We start from the raw sequence: 14,374 nt of genomic DNA on the forward strand, positions 1-14,374 counted from the left end.
GAGCGAAAAGCGTAAAGGGCAGAGGCGTCCAATAGCCCTCTGCCCCGCGGTCTCAGCCCTGTGCCGGCGTGGTCACGCGCCGCAGCATCTCCGCGTAGGCGTCCTCAACGCCCCCCAGGTCGCGGCGGAAGCGGTCTTTGTCCAGCTTCTCGTTCGTCTCGGCGTCCCAGAAGCGGCAGGTGTCGGGGCTGATTTCGTCGGCCAGAATTACGGTCCCGTCAAGGGTTTTGCCAAATTCCAGCTTGAAGTCGATCAGGCGCGTGCTCCGCGCAGCGAAAAAGGGCACCAGGAAATCGCGGACTTTGAGGCTCAGTTCGCGGATGCGGCTCAGCTCTTCGTTGGTGGCCCAGCCCAGGGCGATGGCCGTGTCGGTGTTGATCAGGGGATCACCCAGCGCGTCGCTCTTGTAGCAGTATTCGACGACAGGGCGGGACAGGGCGGTGCCCTCCTCGATCCCCAGACGCTTGCAAAAGCTCCCGGCCGCCACGTTCCGCACGATCACTTCGACGGGAATGATGGTCACGGCCCGCACGCGCTGCTCGCGCTCCGACAGCTTCTCGATGAAGTGCGTAGGAACTCCGGCCCTCTCCAGCAGGGGAAAGAGGTGCGCCGTAATCGCATTGTTGATCTCGCCCTTCCCGCCGATCTGGGCCTTTTTTACGCCGTTGAAGGCGGTGGCGTCGTCTTTGTATTCCACGATGTATTCGGCGGGGTTTTCGGTGGCGTAGACCTTCTTGGCCTTGCCTTCGTAACGTTGTTCAAGCTTCATAAGACCTCCCGGTTCATCTCCTGATGAACCCGAGTGGAGAAGGAGAAAATGGAGACGGGCAGAAGTGTGAAGGGTCATTCACAAATATGGGCCCGAACGCTGGACCCTGTCTCCACAGGCATGCTCCTTGCGGGAAAAAGTAGGGCGAGCGCCATCCCAGTCAAAGAGGGAAGGCGCTCGTTGGACGCTTTGGTGGTCATGTGGGCCTCCATCGCCGCCTCTCGGGCGGACTTACCGCGCATGGGGCGCGGGGCGTCTCTCAGGACACGGGTGGAAGTGCTGTTTAGAGAAGGGGGTGGGGTGCGGATGTACCCGGTGCCGGATGTACCCGGATCAGGCCGAGGCCGCCGTAACCCACCTTAACATCCCCTAAAGAGGCCTGCGTGAAGTCGTTCAGGCGGCGAGGACATGGCCTGGCCCTGACCCTACGCGCCCCCCACCCTGACGGAGGGTGGCGACGCTGCGGACATGAAGGTTTCCCTGCCCGAATGGTTCTCGCCCGTCGCCGGACACGCGGCCGTGCCCACCACAATCCACGCCGAAAACAGCTCGGCCTGGTGGCACGCGGGGGAATACGTCACGCCCCGGGGACACATCCTGACCGAGCGGGAGGTGCGTCTGGGGCGCAGTTGTCGTCCCAGCCCGAGCTGGAGCGCTTCACCCGCTGAGGCCCTGCGCCGCCTTACCCAGCAAGACCTCCACCGTGATCACATCGCGCTACACGCCGTCCAGACGGGCGCGCCCCAGGTAAACGCACACCTCTCGAAAACTGCGGCGGATGTGCAGGTGACGGCGGGCGACGTTCTCCACAAAAACGCGGCGGCTCAGCGTGTGCAGCCTCGTCCGCTCGGCCGCCAGTCGTCCGCGCAGCGCCGCTTCCCCATGGCCCTTCCCCCGGGCCTCGCGCGCCACATACACGTCACGGTCCCCGATGCCCACGTCTACTCGCGGTGGCTGTAGGGACTGCTCCAGGCAAAGGCCACCACCTTGCCCGCCCCATCCAGGACCACTACGGTGGGGGAACGCCGCGCGGCCACTCTTCAATTTCAAGCACCGGGTGATCACGCGTCTCGAAAGTGACGGTGCGGTCTGCGGTTCCCACTTGTCGGTACGGGTGACGGCGGGAAGGTCTCCGGGAGTGGCAGGCCGCATGTGGGGCATGGCTTAAGGGTCCGCGTCACTGGAATGTCAGAGAAGGCGAGGGCGGTCAGACCTTTGAGCGGTCAGACACCCAGCCCAATAAAAAAGCATTGCCGGGAAGCAACGGCACCCGCAGATCATCCCTTATGGCTGCTGCCTTCCGGCCCTGACCAGGTTCAGGCGTCTACGCTGCGCTGCACCAGCAATGCAAGGGGGACTATAGCACTCCCCGCCATGTCCGTCGAGACGGGCCCACAACGAAAAACCGCCGGTGGTCACGGTGGACTCCGGCGGCTCTCATGGTGCTCGGGATGGGACTTGAACCCACACAGGAAACCTACACGCCCCTCAAACGTGCGCGTCTACCAATTCCGCCACCCGAGCAGGGTGAAGGGCGTGTAGGATGTTACGGGCCGGGGCGAGATTTGTCAAGGCATGGGGGAGAATCCGGCGCTCGGCGTGACCGGCAGGAGGCGCCCCAAGGTGGCGTTTCCGCCCGAAGGAGCCTCCGCTTCTCAGCCCGGCTGCAGAGGGAAAGGTTTAGCAGCGGGAAGCTTAGGGCCAGCCCCCTGAGCAGCGTGCGCGTCGCCTCTGCGCAGAGGCGCAGGGGTGGCAACCCGCATCCGTCTGGCAGTGGAAAGGGGAAGCACAAAAGCCTCGTCTCAGACGAGGCTTTTTCCTTTGGTGCCGAGAACGGGACTTGAACCCGTACGCCTTTTGGGGCGTTCGATTTTAAGTCGAATGCGTCTACCGATTCCGCCATCCCGGCACGGGCTGGAGTATAGCAGGCGCTCTAAGCGACGAAGGAAACGGTGGAGATGGCCTGGGGTCCTGCGCCCGCCGCTTTCAGGGCGTGCACCTCGGCCAGCAGGCGGCGGATAGTGGCGGCGTGGACCTCCGGCGAGTGCCGTCCCTCCGCGAAGTCGTTCAAGGTGTCCACAAAGGTCTTGAGCACCTGCTGCAGCCGTTCTTCTCGCGACATGGCCGAGTGTAGGCTGCTTGCACCTACAGCAATGGCACGCCTATAGGGTGAAATAGATATGAGAAGAGCGTCATCTTCCTTTATTCTGTTGAGAGCCATAACAACCCCCACCACCCTGGGCAGGTGGTGGAGGTGGGCCGAGTCGAACCGGTGTCCAAAAGTCCTCTCGGCGTGCGTCTCTCTTTGATTGTCGGGCCACGGCTCACCTGGGGGCGGGTTCTCCCGGACCTCCTCCACATTTGGTTTCGCCTTCAGCCATAAGGTGTCGCCAGCGCGAGTTATCTGCCCATTGGCGCGCGTAACGCCAATGGCCGGACTTCACGGTTGCTGTCTCACTTGAGCGGCGAGAGCGAGGGTGGTGTTGAGGTCGTCATACGGTCTCCGGATACGTCCCCTCCGACGCGCTGATTCCGCGCCTCTCCGTCACCGTTTTCCTGCTTGCTCCGCTCGGGTTGGCCCCTGGTTTCATCACGGATGAACCGGGATCCTTCCCGGTGACGGGCTTTGCCGTTTTTGAACGAGGCCAGCAGCGCCTGGGCACGCAACATCACCTTCGGTTCCCCTGTCGAAACCGGGTCTCCCCAGTTCGGACCACATTCCGGCACAGAGGCGTGGGCCAAAAGGCGTCACAGAGTATCTTGACCTTCGCCACAATCCTCGCTCACGTTCTACGCTGCCGTTCATGCACTCCCGAATCAGCGAACTCGCCCAGCGTTTTCCCCATCCGGCAATCTGGCGCCGGATGGGGACCTGCTGCTTGCCGCGCGGAAGGGAGCGTATTCGGGAGCATGTGCCCGGGGCGCGCTTGCTCCCCACCCGGATTTGCGGGCGGCCTGGGCCGGCTACAGGGTGGAGGGCATTGATTCCCCACGATGGGGAAACGCACGGTCCCTAACCTTCCCGCCGAAACCGTCCATTGAGGTTTCGCCACTGCTTTAGGCCGTAGGCGTGCAGGGGGTGGGTCCAGCGGCCCTGTACGGTGCCCTCGTGCAGGGCCGCGAGGAGGTCCGCTGGCGTGCGGATCAGGCGAAAGGGCGTTTCCACCCACGCCTCCCCGATGTCGCGCATCGTATGCGCGTCGCTGCCCGCGCAGGTGGGGAGGTGACGCTCTGCGGCCCAGGTGGCGGCCACCCGGTTCCAGCGCTGACGCGAGAGGCGGGAATTGAAGGTCTCAACAATGTCGATCTGCTCGGCGATGCGGCGGGTGGCCTCCGGCTTCAGCCGGTAGCGTTTGAGGGGATCGAAGCCGTGCTGCAGCATGACCAGGCCGCCCTGGGCCTTGATCTGGACCACAGTTTCCTCAGGCGAGAGGTCGGGGGCGATGCGCTCTTGCAGAAAGAGGCCGATCAGCTCGCCCTCGCGGGTGGTGATTTCCTCGCCGGGAATGATGCTCAGGCGGTCACTGAGCCCCAGGTCCGCCACGATGCGGGTGAGTTCGGGCCCGCCACGATGCTGGTCGTGGTCGGTCACGGCGATCACCCGGGTGTTCGTCCGCAGCATCCAGGCGGGAATGTCTCGGAGGCGGGTGTGACAGTCGTGGCTGACTTCGGTGTGGGTGTGCAGGTCCATCCGCATAACCTGCACGCCTTCCCGGAACATGAGGTTGTTGGGCAGGGGCACGGCTTCAGCCCTCCTGCTGGCCCTGGGCGGGAAGCAGCACGCGCAGGGCACCAGCCCAGACTTCAATCTGTACCTTGCCGGAAACGCCGGGTTGGGGCGGCCGGACCTCGCCGTCCACGTGGAACGCCTGCCCCACGTAGGGAATGCCTGCGCGGGTCACGGTATCGTTTTGCACGCTGGGCAGGGCGTCAAACTCGCCCCGCGCGAGGGCCGAGAGGTACGCGAGGATTCCGTCGCGTTCTTCCGCATCTACCCGGACCAGGTTCAGCTGGCCGTCGCAGGGGCTGGCGTTCGGCGCGAGGCGCAGTCGGGGGCCGGTCGCGTGGGTGTTCATCACCTCCAGCACGGCGTGGTGGCGCAGGGGCTGCGCCTGGCCATCAATCGTGAGGGCGAGGGCGGGGGGGGCCAGGTCCCGCAGGGTGGACACCAGTGCGCCCGCTGCCCGCAGCGGGCTCTTGCCTTCTTCCGGGTCGTACTCGGCCAGCACGTCCGCGAACGCGCCGCAGCCGCAGGCCTCCAGAAAGAGGTCCTCGCCCCAGGGCGCTGTGACGCGGCCCAGGTCGAGGGGCGCTGTCTTCCCCCCGGCGTAGGCCGCTATCACCTCCAGCGGATCACCGGTAATTCCGAGGGTCCGCGCGATGTTGTTGGCCGTGCCCATCGGGATCAGGCCCAGGCACACCCCGCTGCGCCCGGCGAGATGCAGGGCCGTTGCCCGGATCGTTCCGTCGCCGCCCGCCACGAAGACGGCGCCGGACACGTCTTGCAGCGCGGCTTCGATGTCCGCTTCGTCGTCAGTGGCGCGGTAGACCGGGTGGTAGCCCAGGGCGTGCAGCCCCTCGACCAGCATGTCGGGGCTAAAGCGCTCGCTGCCGCCCGCCCGGCCGTTAAAGATCAGTGTGGCGTTTCTGGGCGCCGCGTTCTCCGCGGACGGTGCTTCCTGCGCGTAGGCCGCCTGCAAGTCGAGGGTCATGGCTCCAGGGTAGCCCAGGAGTTCCGCACACCGCTTCCCCCGGTGTGTGGAGGGCGTTTCAAGACGGAGGCGGGAGGGTGAAGTCAAATCTGGCCCAGGTCCAGTTTATCCGCGCCTGTTGGGGAGGGGGAAGCGGTGTTCCCCGGGCTTTGCCAGACCCCGTCTCCTGCGGAGCTTTGCAAGTTCCGCCAATGGAGAGGGTCAGAACAGCGCACGCCTGCTTCCCATTCTCAGTCGGCGGCCAGTTCCTCCTCGTCCGGGACGTGTGCGTGGTGACTCCAGTGCAGCAGGGCGCTGACGAAGGTGGGCATCAGCGCGCCGCGCTCGCTGCTCAGCACGCTGTAGGCAGGACGGGCGGCCCGCTGCCCGAGTTCCGCGCCGGGTACAGCCTCCACCAGCCCCGGATCGAGGTCCAGCACCTGCGCCACCTGCCGGGCGAAGTCGGCCCAGCTCACAGCTCCGTCGTTGGCGAGGTGCCACACCCCCGATTCGCCGTCGATCAGCAGTTCCAGCACTCCCCGGGTCAGGTCCGGCACATAGGTGGGCGATACCACCTGATCGGCCGCCACGCGCACCCGGCGGTCCGCCAGCAGTTCACGGCGGACGAAGGCGGCGAAATTGTGCGGATCCCAGGGACCGAAAAAGGCGCTCGTGCGGATCACCAGGGCCTCCGGCATCCGCGAGAGCACCTCGCGCTCGGCGGCGAGTTTGCTGCGGCCGTAGGCGTTCAGCGGGTGAGGTGCGTCGGACTCCACGTAGGGGCGGCCCAGCGTGCCGTCAAATACCAGGTCCGACGAAAAGGTCACCAGCCGGACACCCGTTTCCGCGCAGGCTTGCGCCAACAGTCGCGGTCCGTCCATGTTCTCGTGCCCGTTGCGGGGATCGTCCTCGGCCTCGTCCACCCGCACGTACCCGGCGGTGTTCACGACGGCCCAGGGGTCATGCTGCTCCAGCGCCCGGGCCACCGCCCCCGGATCGGTGATATCGAGTTCCTGCCGCGACAGCAGGCGGTAGGGCAGGCCACGCAACTCGCAGGCGTGGGCCATCGCCATGCCCAGCGTGCCGGTCTTGCCGGTGATCAGCAGCGGTCTGCCAACTGGCGTCTCGGCCTGCACTGGGCCGTAGGGCGTGAACAGCAGCCGCTCCGAGCGCCGCCACCAGCCAGGCCCGGCCAGGACAGGGTGTGAGGGCGTCTGCCCGGTCGCCAGTTCGCGCGCCAGCGTCGCCAGCGCGGTGGGCCGCGGTGTGACGGGCTGCCCAGGGTGGATCTGCGCCTGGGGGGCCCGCACGTCCCACAGGCCGCTCTCGTAGTGACCCTGGCGGCGGGTCAGTAGGCTGTTCCACTCGTAGGCCCCGAAGGCCGCCCAGGTGGTAATGGCGCGCACGTCTGCGCCTTCTTTCCGCACCCGCTCGGCTCCGCGCCAGGTTTCCAGCAGCCAGCGCAGCTGCTCCTCGCGGGTGCAGCCCAGGTGGACTTCCGTGATGGCCATGGGCAGGCCGTAGCGGGCGTGGGCCTCACGCAGCCGCGTTTCGGCCCCGCCGATAAAGTCGCCGCGCGCCCGCACCGCCTCTACGTCGGCGTAGCGCTGGCGTCCGTTGCCCCCATGGGTGTGGGGCGGGTAGCGGTGGACGTGCCCGTCCAGAAAGCGCTCGCTCGTCACGTACACGTTCAGGCCCAAGAGGTCCGGGGGACAGGGATTCTCGGCGAACCACCCCACCTCTTCTTCCGTGGCCCCGGCCCACAGCAGGTAACTCCAGACCGGGTGGGTGTGGTCCACCCGTCCCAGCAGCAGGTCGTAGGTCAGCCAGCGGCGCTCGTTCTCAAAGTCGGCCTGGTGCTGCAACTCCGGCGTGGCCGATACGCGCCCCAGGTCCTCGGTCTGGATGAGGCGGGCAGCTGGGTTCACCGCGCGAATCTCACGCATGGCGAGAACCGTGGCCTGCAGCTGGTGCATCAGTGCCTTCCAGAAGCTGCGCTCGTCACGGGCGTGCGGATACCAGTGGCCGTACAGCGCGGAAAAGCGGGCGGTGGTGAGCGGTTCGTTGATCGGGGTGTAGGCCGTGAGGTGAGGGTAGCGCTCGGCCACGGCGCGGGCGTAGGCTGCCACGCCTGCCGGAAAGCCGGGGTCCAGCAGGTGCGTGGAGAAGGGCCCGCTGCCGTGGTGAACGAGGCCCAGGATCGGCTCGACGCCGAGCTCTTCCAGCCGCTTGAGACGCGTCTCCGCCCAGGACCATTGGGCCTGCTCCAGGCCGTCCGGGGCGGTGCGTTCCCACAGCAGGGGAAACCGCAGGGCGGTGATCCCCAGGGATGCCAGGCGGTCCAGATCGTCCAGACGTTCGTGAAAGCCGCCCAGCACCAGCTGGTCCATCGTCTCGTCGCCCACCCGGCTGACGGTGGGCTCCACCCCCGCCCACAGTTCCAGTCGGTCTGATGCGGCCCTACTCTGTTCCGGTCTGCTCATGTCACCTCCGCGGCGGCTCTTCGTTCGAGCTGTCGTGCCCTTATGGCCCACCGCCAAACGGAGGGCAAAGCACACGGGCACGCCGCCCCCGGCCAGGACGCGGCCAGCGGCGGAATCTCGTGCATTCTGAGGGGCCTCCCGGCCGAAAGGGCCCAGAAAGAGGGACGGGAAACTTAATGTTTGTTGGGGGCTGCCATGAGAGGAAGCGGGTGGGCACCTATGAAAAGGGTCACGATCAGCCGCTGCCTGGGGAGAAGCACCGCGGCGCGCTGTGCCTGCAGGCTCCGCGAGAGCCGGTGACCGTTCCGCAAATACAGCTGTGGAAAGGTGCAGCCTGCATCCCGTCCCGACACCCATGAGGCGGCGGTAGAGCGCTCCACGCGGCGTTGTGTTGAGGTCACCGCCGGTCAGCCGGCACAGCGGGCCCACCTGCCATACCCGCGTCCGGTTGGTGCGGTGCAGGGCGGCACCGTCACCCCCGCAAGGGGCCTTCCGTCCCGCGCACCGCTGCCTCCAGGACCGTAGGGGAATGGGGCATGCTCTCGGCTCTCCAGCCCCGGGAGGCGCGAGAGGGTCATCACCGCAGGGCGGCGAGGAGGACGGCGCGGTCCCCGGCGGAGATAAGGTTGGTCTTATGCGGCAGCACGCACGTGCAGCAGACCTGCGCCGAAGGCTGCCAGCAGCGTTGCGGCCAGGGCCTCCGCAAGGCCGCGCCGCCGTCACAGCGTACGGCCCGGGACCAGTGGCGCGGGAAGAAGCCACATCACGGCGGGCAGGTACGTGAGCAGCAGCAGCAGCGGTAGGATGGTGCGTTCGCCCACTCCGGGACCCAGCGGCCCAGCGACCATACGGCCGCCACGAGGGCCAGCTGTCTCCAGGCCACCCTCAAGCGAAACGTGAAGGGGAACCTTCCGGGGGCAGGAAACGTCGCCCATCGGAAGGAGGCGTGGGTCGTAGCCTCTGCTTGCGCTTCCCCCATCCTTGCGAATCCTGGAGGTATCTGCTGGGTCCCCGGCACCCTGTTGCGTTGCGGCGGTTCATCTCGGCACAAGGGCCTTCACGGCCTTCAGAACGCATAGCGCACCGGGCATTCCGGTAACTCGCGGGCGAGGAGTTCCGTGAAGCGGGCCACCGCCTTGCCCTTGAAACCGTAACGGTAGCGCAGATTCTGGCCGCCGTACTGCGAACGCTTGGCTTCCTGCCACTCGGGCCGCCACAGCAGACGCTCAGCGCGTGGGTGCCAGCCCAGATTGACCTCGTGCAGGGCCTCGTTGTGGGTCAGAAAGATCACCTCGGCGGCCAGCTGGCGGCGGGCGCGTTCGGGCACGGCGTCGCGGACCTCGCGCAGCAGTTCCGTGTAGTCCGCCGTCCAGCCCTCGTAGATCACCACGGGCGAGAAATTGAGGTGAACCTCGTACCCCGCCTCCACAAAGTCCCCGATGGCGGCGATGCGCTCCCGCATGGGCGAGGTCCGTACGTCCAGGACCCGCGCCACCCGCTGCGGCATCAGCGAGAAGCGAACGCGCGTTTTGCCCGCCGGGTCGTAGCCCAGCAGGTCGCGGTTGACGTACTTGGTGGCGAAAGACGCCTTGGCGTTCGGCAACTCGCGGTAGAGGGCCACCAGGTCGCGCACATTGCCCGAAAGCAGTGCGTCCACGCTGAGGTCGCTGTTCTCCCCGATGTCGTACACCCACCGTTCCGGATCCACTTGGTTGGGTTCGGGCTTGGGGCCCAGCTTTTCGGCGTGGCGACGCAGGGCCCGCAGCGCGTCCCCGGTATTCACGAAGGTGGTGATCGGATTGGCGAAGCCCTTGTGCCGTGGCACGTAGCAGTACGCGCAGGCCAGCGCGCAGCCGTTGGCGAGCCCTGGGGCGATCCAGTCTGCGCTGCGTCCGTTCTCACGCAGGGCGAAGGTCTTGCGCACGCCCAGCACCAGCACCTGCCGCTTGATCCGTACCCACTCCTTGACCAGTCCCGCGTTGCCGTGCAGCCCGGGGATGTTCTGGTGTGAGCGCACCTCGGTGCGCTGGGCATCTGGAAAGCGCGCCAGAATTTCCTGCCCGCGTGCATACGCCTCCACCCCGGGTTCGAGGTAGATGTGCCGGATGTCGAGCAGAGGCGGGGACATGCCCGCAGTCAAGCGCAGGGCGGGGAGGGTGTCTGTGACTTTTGCGCCCTGCTTTCCCTTCCGTTGCCCGCTGTGTCAGCGCCAGCCCGCGCAGCGCACGTCCTGAGCGAAGTGCTTCTTGCTGAGTTTGGCGTAGGTGCCGTTCTCCTGCAGCTTGGTGAAGGCCTGGTTGATGGCTGCCTGCAGAGCGCTGTCGCGGCGCGCGGTGCCGGGAATCGTCACCTGCAGGTACTGGTTCCACAGCAGCGGGCTGACCTGGAGCTTGCTGGCACCCACGCGGTTGTACATCTTCAGGGCATCGAAGCGGTCGAGCACCAGCGCATCGATGGAACCCGACAGAAAGGCGAGCAGCGCCTGGTCTGGGGTAGCGAACACGTGAACCTTCTTCTCGAAGGGCAGGTTCCGGACATAGTAGAAGTAGGGGCTGTTCGTCGCCACGGCCACGCTCTTGCCCTTGATGTCCTCCTCGAACTCAGGGCCACCGGGACGACTGAGCAGCACGCCGCCCGTGCAGGTGAAGGGGGCCGTGCGGCCCACATCGGTGAGTTGGAGGGGCAGCTTAACGTCGAAAATAGCGTCGAGTTTGCCATCACGCATGTTCTTGATCAGCAGGTCCGCGTTCTCCACCTTCTGCCAAGTGACCCCCTTGACCTTGATCTCCCGGGCCAGCATATCCATCAGCTCGACCGCAAAGCCGGCCACCTTGCCGTTTTGCTGCTCGATCAAGCCGGGGGTATCGGTGGAAAAACCGATCCTGAACCTGCCACTGCTCTGAATTTTCTGCAGGTCGCCCGCCTGCGCCTGCGCTGAGGGGAACGCCGCCCCCAGAAGGGTGGTCAGCAGGAGGAGGGAGCGGCGGGACACACGGGGAATAGACATGATCAACCTCTTCTGAAGAGAAGAACTGGCCCCTGGGCCGCACTCTGTCAGGGTGAAACGTTTGCCAGGACGAGAACGGGGCAAACGGGATTGGGGAATGTTTCTGGCTTAAATAATAGAAACACCCTCTGTCTGATTTATGACAGTCCACTTCTGGACCAAGCGGACCACGCAGAAGATACGTAAAGCGGCGTAAACCACAATAGGAAAGACACCCAGTTTTCTCGACTGGGTGTCCTGAAGGCGGAGCCTGACGCGGCCTGGTTCTACCGGTACTCGGTGGCCCTTTCCCGAGCCTCTTCCCGCTGGGCGAGCTCCTGCCGCTGCACCTGTGAGGTGGCGTCGGCCAGGGCTTCTTTGAGCTCTTGCAGCCCCATATTCTGCAGAGCGCTGACCGCAATGCCGCCGGTACGCTCCACCTCGCGCGCCAGGGCCTCGGGGTCCGCCGCGTCGGCCTTGTTCAGCGCCACGACGGTGGGCATGTTGCGAAAGCCCAGATCCTCCAGAATGCGGTTGACGGCGTCGAGGCGGGTGTCCGCGCCGGGAGTGGCCGCGTCCACCACGTGCAGCAGCACGTCGGCGTCCCCGATTTCCTCCAGCGTGGCGCGGAAGGCGCGCGACAGGTCCTTGGGCAGGTCACGGATAAAGCCCACCGTGTCGGTCAGCACCACCGGGCCGATGCCCTCCAGGTACCCCTGACGGCTGGTGGGGCGCAGGGTGGCGAACAGCTTGTTCTCGGCCAGCACCCGGCGCGGTTCCTCCGCCGCGTGCGTAAAGGCGTTGAGCAGGGTGGACTTGCCGGCGTTGGTGTATCCGACGATGGAGATGACGGGCACGTCGTTGCGGGAGCGGCCCTTGCGGCGTTCCTCGCGCCGGACCGCGACACCTTCAAGCTGCTTTTCCAGAAAGGAAATGCGGTCGTTGATGCGGCGGCGGTCCAGCTCCAGCTTCGTTTCGCCCGGCCCGCGCGTGCCGATTGCACCGCCCGCCGCGCTGCCCGCCGAGCCGCCGATGCGCGAGAGTTGTGCGCCCGCGCCCAGCAGCCGGGGCTTCATGTAACGCAGCTGCGCGAGTTCCACCTGCAGCCGCGACTCGACGCCCTGCGCGTGCAGCGCGAAGATGTCGAGGATGAGCTGGGTTCGGTCCAGCACCTGTAGGCCCGTGGCAGCCTCGATCTCGCGCGCCTGGGCCGGGCCGAGTTCCTGCCCGAAAATGAGGAGGTCGGCGTCGAGGTGGTACGCCTTGCTCGTCAGTTCTTCGAGTTTGCCGGCGCCGATCAGGGTACCGGGCTTGAGGTGACGGCGGAAGATCAGCTCCTGGTAGACGACTTCCGCGCCTGCCGTGCGGGCGAGTTCCGAGAGTTCCGAGAGCCGCTCCTCGGCGTCGAATTCCCCCTGGTCAATCTGGACCAGCAGGGCACGCTGGCGGTCTTTTTTCGCTTCACGGGTGCGGGCGGCGCGGGCGATTTCTTCCTCAAGCGCCGAAACCTGTGCGCCGAGGTCGAACTCGTCGATCTGGAAAGACGGCGCGGGATCGAGCAGGCGCCAGTCTTCTTCCTCGCCCACCGTGCCGGGCGGGGTCAGGTGCGCGGTGTGGACCAGACCGGGCTGTCCCTGGTCCCGCACTTCTATGGCCGAGACCGCGTCCAGCCGCCTCAGGAACAGCGTGGAGAGGTCACCCTTGCTCAGCGCTCCGCCCCGCGGGTGGGTGTGCAGCAGGTGGAAGCCCGAGAGGCGGTTTTCGCCGAGGCGCAGGTCCGGCAGTTCCGCGCCCTTCGCGTCGGCCACGGACACGCTGATCACGCGCCCCCGGCGGTCAATCAGCACGCTGACCTCACGTCGAATGTCATGTGAAAGCTCGGCGAGGTTGCGCGCGAGTTCGGGCGAGCCTACCCGTCCCGGCTCGATACGGCGGCGGTACAGGTTGCTCAGGGATTTGAGTTGGGCCGGGCGCAGGCCCGAGGTGTTGCCATGCACTTTATCTATGGTGGGTCACTTCCTTACGTGGAAAGGGGCAGGGCTCGAGATGCACTCCGCGCCACCCGGACAGCGTCCGCGCGGCGGGGTGGAGGCACGTTCCGGCATCACCCCAGGGTACGGCGGGGGAGCAGCGGAGAACGTGTGCCTTTACTTGAGGTTCTTCAGCATCGTGTCGCCATTTTGCCACACGGGCGGATGAGGAACATTGGCCGTGTGGCGTACGTAGCTGCCGGGTGATGCCCTGGCCATCCTCGCAAGCGAGGCGAGCAGGCGAAAGTGGTGGGTGGTGGAACGCCTCCCGCTGCCGTTTTCGGGAAGAGTGGAATTGAAACGGACCCGCCGCTTGGAGGGTGCGCTACCCTGTGGACGGACCGACCTGTGCTGTCGGTCCGTTTCGCCGCAGCGTGACGGCGGCGAGGCAGAGGAGGACCACATGAAGACGACCGCTGAGAAGCCCGCACAGCAGGGCTTTGACCGCCGCTACGACGTTCAGGGCCTGGACGCCATCGACGTCGCCGTGCTCGACACCTTCGCGTATGTGCGCGAAGATGACCTCGCCGCCTACCCCGGTGAGCCGATGGAGATCGAGATCACCACGGACGAGTTCAGCCCGGTGTGCCCCTGGAGCGGCCTGCCGGACTTCGGGCAACTGCATATCCGCTACCTGCCGCGCGACCGTTGCGTGGAACTCAAGAGCCTGAAGTACTACCTGACGAGCTACCGCTTCGTGGGCATCTACCACGAGCACGCCACCCGCCGCCTGCTCGCGGACCTGGTGAAGTTGCTCGATCCACTGAAGATGGAGGTTCGCTGCGACTACGGCATGCGGGGCGGACTGAACACCGTCTGCACCGTGCGTTACGCCGCGCCCGCTCCGGACGCTGTGCAGGAGGGCTGATGCAGGCCTCTTCGCAGACGGCCCTGAACCGCTCCGGCGGCGTTCAGGCGGCGGTCCTGACCGCCGCCTACCTGGCTGCCATCGTGAGTGCGAACCTCGTCATCGCCGCGTTCGGGCCCGGCCTCGCGCCGCTCGTCGCCTTCCTGTTCATCGGGCTGAACCTCGCCGCACGTGACCGCCTGCACGACCTGTGGGGCGCGGCGGTGGGGCGCAACATGCTGGCCCTGATCGCCGCCGGTGGGGTCCTCTCGTACCTGTTGAACGCGGGGGCCGCGCGGGTGGCCCTGGCGAGCGTGGCGGCGTTTGCCCTCAGCGAGACGGCCGACGCGCTGCTGTACCACGCCCGCCGCCACCGGCCCTATTTGGAGCGCAGCAACACCTCCAACGTGCTGGGCGCGGCCGTCGACAGCGTGATCTTTCCCGTACTGGCCTTCGGCGGCTTTCCCCTGGCGATCATCGCGCTGCAGTTCGTCGCCAAGACGGCGGGCGGCCTGGTTTGGAGCCTCGCGCTGCACGCGCTGCGCCGCCGCTCGGCCTGATCGGTAGC

The 14,374-nt window shown here is 66.5% G+C and carries 12 protein-coding genes, 2 tRNA genes and 1 other RNA gene; 3 read left to right on the plus strand and 12 right to left on the minus strand.

Going from position 1 to position 14,374, the window contains the following annotated elements:
- Positions 1 to 52 precede the first annotated feature (52 nt).
- Positions 53 to 769: a phosphoribosylaminoimidazolesuccinocarboxamide synthase gene (gene purC / locus B9A95_RS14995; protein ID WP_084048058.1), complete on the minus strand. Its 717-nt coding sequence runs from the start codon at positions 767 to 769 to the stop codon at positions 53 to 55.
- Between the two features lie 468 nt (positions 770 to 1,237).
- On the opposite strand from purC, the gene B9A95_RS32345 reads away from it, so the two are divergent.
- On the plus strand, positions 1,238 to 1,729 hold the full coding sequence (locus tag B9A95_RS32345) for a hypothetical protein (protein WP_139806813.1): 492 nt from the start codon (positions 1,238 to 1,240) through the stop codon (positions 1,727 to 1,729).
- A 287-nt stretch (positions 1,730 to 2,016) separates the two neighbouring features.
- On the opposite strand, the gene ffs is transcribed toward B9A95_RS32345, so the two are convergent.
- The 11 genes from ffs to hflX all read right to left on the minus strand — a co-directional run bounded on the left by ffs (position 2,017) and on the right by hflX (position 12,926).
- Positions 2,017 to 2,115: signal recognition particle sRNA small type (ffs, locus tag B9A95_RS15005), an RNA gene on the minus strand.
- Positions 2,116 to 2,209: 94 nt separating this feature from the next.
- Positions 2,210 to 2,293: transfer RNA gene (locus B9A95_RS15010), tRNA-Leu, on the minus strand.
- 298 nt (positions 2,294 to 2,591) lie between these two features.
- Positions 2,592 to 2,678: transfer RNA gene (locus tag B9A95_RS15015), tRNA-Leu, on the minus strand.
- A 24-nt stretch (positions 2,679 to 2,702) separates the two neighbouring features.
- On the minus strand, positions 2,703 to 2,891 hold the full coding sequence (locus tag B9A95_RS15020; protein WP_084048060.1) for a hypothetical protein: 189 nt from the start codon (positions 2,889 to 2,891) through the stop codon (positions 2,703 to 2,705).
- A gap of 891 nt (positions 2,892 to 3,782) precedes the next feature.
- The gene (locus B9A95_RS15030; RefSeq protein WP_139807025.1) at positions 3,783 to 4,490 is read right to left on the minus strand and encodes a PHP-associated domain-containing protein; all 708 of its coding nucleotides are present in this window, start codon (positions 4,488 to 4,490) and stop codon (positions 3,783 to 3,785) included.
- A gap of 25 nt (positions 4,491 to 4,515) precedes the next feature.
- Positions 4,516 to 5,481: a diacylglycerol/lipid kinase family protein gene (locus B9A95_RS15035; RefSeq protein ID WP_084048062.1), complete on the minus strand. Its 966-nt coding sequence runs from the start codon at positions 5,479 to 5,481 to the stop codon at positions 4,516 to 4,518.
- A 230-nt stretch (positions 5,482 to 5,711) separates the two neighbouring features.
- Positions 5,712 to 7,943, minus strand: a complete 2,232-nt coding sequence (gene rfbD, locus B9A95_RS15040) for a dTDP-4-dehydrorhamnose reductase (protein WP_084048063.1) — start codon at positions 7,941 to 7,943, stop codon at positions 5,712 to 5,714.
- Positions 7,944 to 8,662: 719 nt separating this feature from the next.
- Positions 8,663 to 8,791: a hypothetical protein gene (locus tag B9A95_RS36315; RefSeq protein WP_281255873.1), complete on the minus strand. Its 129-nt coding sequence runs from the start codon at positions 8,789 to 8,791 to the stop codon at positions 8,663 to 8,665.
- A gap of 218 nt (positions 8,792 to 9,009) precedes the next feature.
- A complete protein-coding gene (locus B9A95_RS15045) occupies positions 9,010 to 10,071 on the minus strand; it encodes a spore photoproduct lyase family protein (RefSeq protein WP_084048064.1) in 1,062 nt (353 codons plus the stop codon).
- 75 nt (positions 10,072 to 10,146) lie between these two features.
- Positions 10,147 to 10,950 carry a substrate-binding periplasmic protein gene (locus B9A95_RS15050; RefSeq protein ID WP_084048065.1) on the minus strand — a complete coding sequence of 268 codons (804 nt, stop codon included), beginning with the start codon at positions 10,948 to 10,950 and terminating at the stop codon, positions 10,147 to 10,149.
- A gap of 266 nt (positions 10,951 to 11,216) precedes the next feature.
- Positions 11,217 to 12,926, minus strand: coding sequence for a GTPase HflX (gene hflX, locus B9A95_RS15055; RefSeq protein WP_170928664.1), 1,710 nt, complete (start codon positions 12,924 to 12,926; stop codon positions 11,217 to 11,219).
- A gap of 436 nt (positions 12,927 to 13,362) precedes the next feature.
- Here hflX and queF point away from each other — a divergent pair, with 436 nt between their 5' ends.
- Positions 13,363 to 13,827, plus strand: a complete 465-nt coding sequence (gene queF / locus B9A95_RS15060) for a preQ(1) synthase (protein WP_084048067.1) — start codon at positions 13,363 to 13,365, stop codon at positions 13,825 to 13,827.
- Positions 13,827 to 14,366 carry a VUT family protein gene (locus B9A95_RS15065; RefSeq protein WP_084048068.1) on the plus strand — a complete coding sequence of 180 codons (540 nt, stop codon included), beginning with the start codon at positions 13,827 to 13,829 and terminating at the stop codon, positions 14,364 to 14,366. The genes queF and B9A95_RS15065 overlap by 1 nt, the downstream gene beginning before the upstream one ends.
- Positions 14,367 to 14,374: the final 8 nt, after the last annotated feature.

Source organism: Deinococcus hopiensis KR-140, assembly GCF_900176165.1.
GTDB lineage: Bacteria > Deinococcota > Deinococci > Deinococcales > Deinococcaceae > Deinococcus > Deinococcus hopiensis.

Coding starts and splice junctions, on each gene's coding strand:
- purC (WP_084048058.1), bottom strand. CDS start 769: ATGAAGCTTGAACAACGTTACGAAGGCAAGGCCAAGAAGGTCTACGCC.
- B9A95_RS32345 (WP_139806813.1), top strand. CDS start 1,238: ATGAAGGTTTCCCTGCCCGAATGGTTCTCGCCCGTCGCCGGACACGCG.
- B9A95_RS15020 (WP_084048060.1), bottom strand. CDS start 2,891: ATGTCGCGAGAAGAACGGCTGCAGCAGGTGCTCAAGACCTTTGTGGAC.
- B9A95_RS15030 (WP_139807025.1), bottom strand. CDS start 4,490: ATGTTCCGGGAAGGCGTGCAGGTTATGCGGATGGACCTGCACACCCAC.
- B9A95_RS15035 (WP_084048062.1), bottom strand. CDS start 5,481: ATGACCCTCGACTTGCAGGCGGCCTACGCGCAGGAAGCACCGTCCGCG.
- rfbD (WP_084048063.1), bottom strand. CDS start 7,943: ATGAGCAGACCGGAACAGAGTAGGGCCGCATCAGACCGACTGGAACTG.
- B9A95_RS36315 (WP_281255873.1), bottom strand. CDS start 8,791: ATGGTCGCTGGGCCGCTGGGTCCCGGAGTGGGCGAACGCACCATCCTA.
- B9A95_RS15045 (WP_084048064.1), bottom strand. CDS start 10,071: ATGTCCCCGCCTCTGCTCGACATCCGGCACATCTACCTCGAACCCGGG.
- B9A95_RS15050 (WP_084048065.1), bottom strand. CDS start 10,950: ATGTCTATTCCCCGTGTGTCCCGCCGCTCCCTCCTCCTGCTGACCACC.
- queF (WP_084048067.1), top strand. CDS start 13,363: ATGAAGACGACCGCTGAGAAGCCCGCACAGCAGGGCTTTGACCGCCGC.
- B9A95_RS15065 (WP_084048068.1), top strand. CDS start 13,827: ATGCAGGCCTCTTCGCAGACGGCCCTGAACCGCTCCGGCGGCGTTCAG.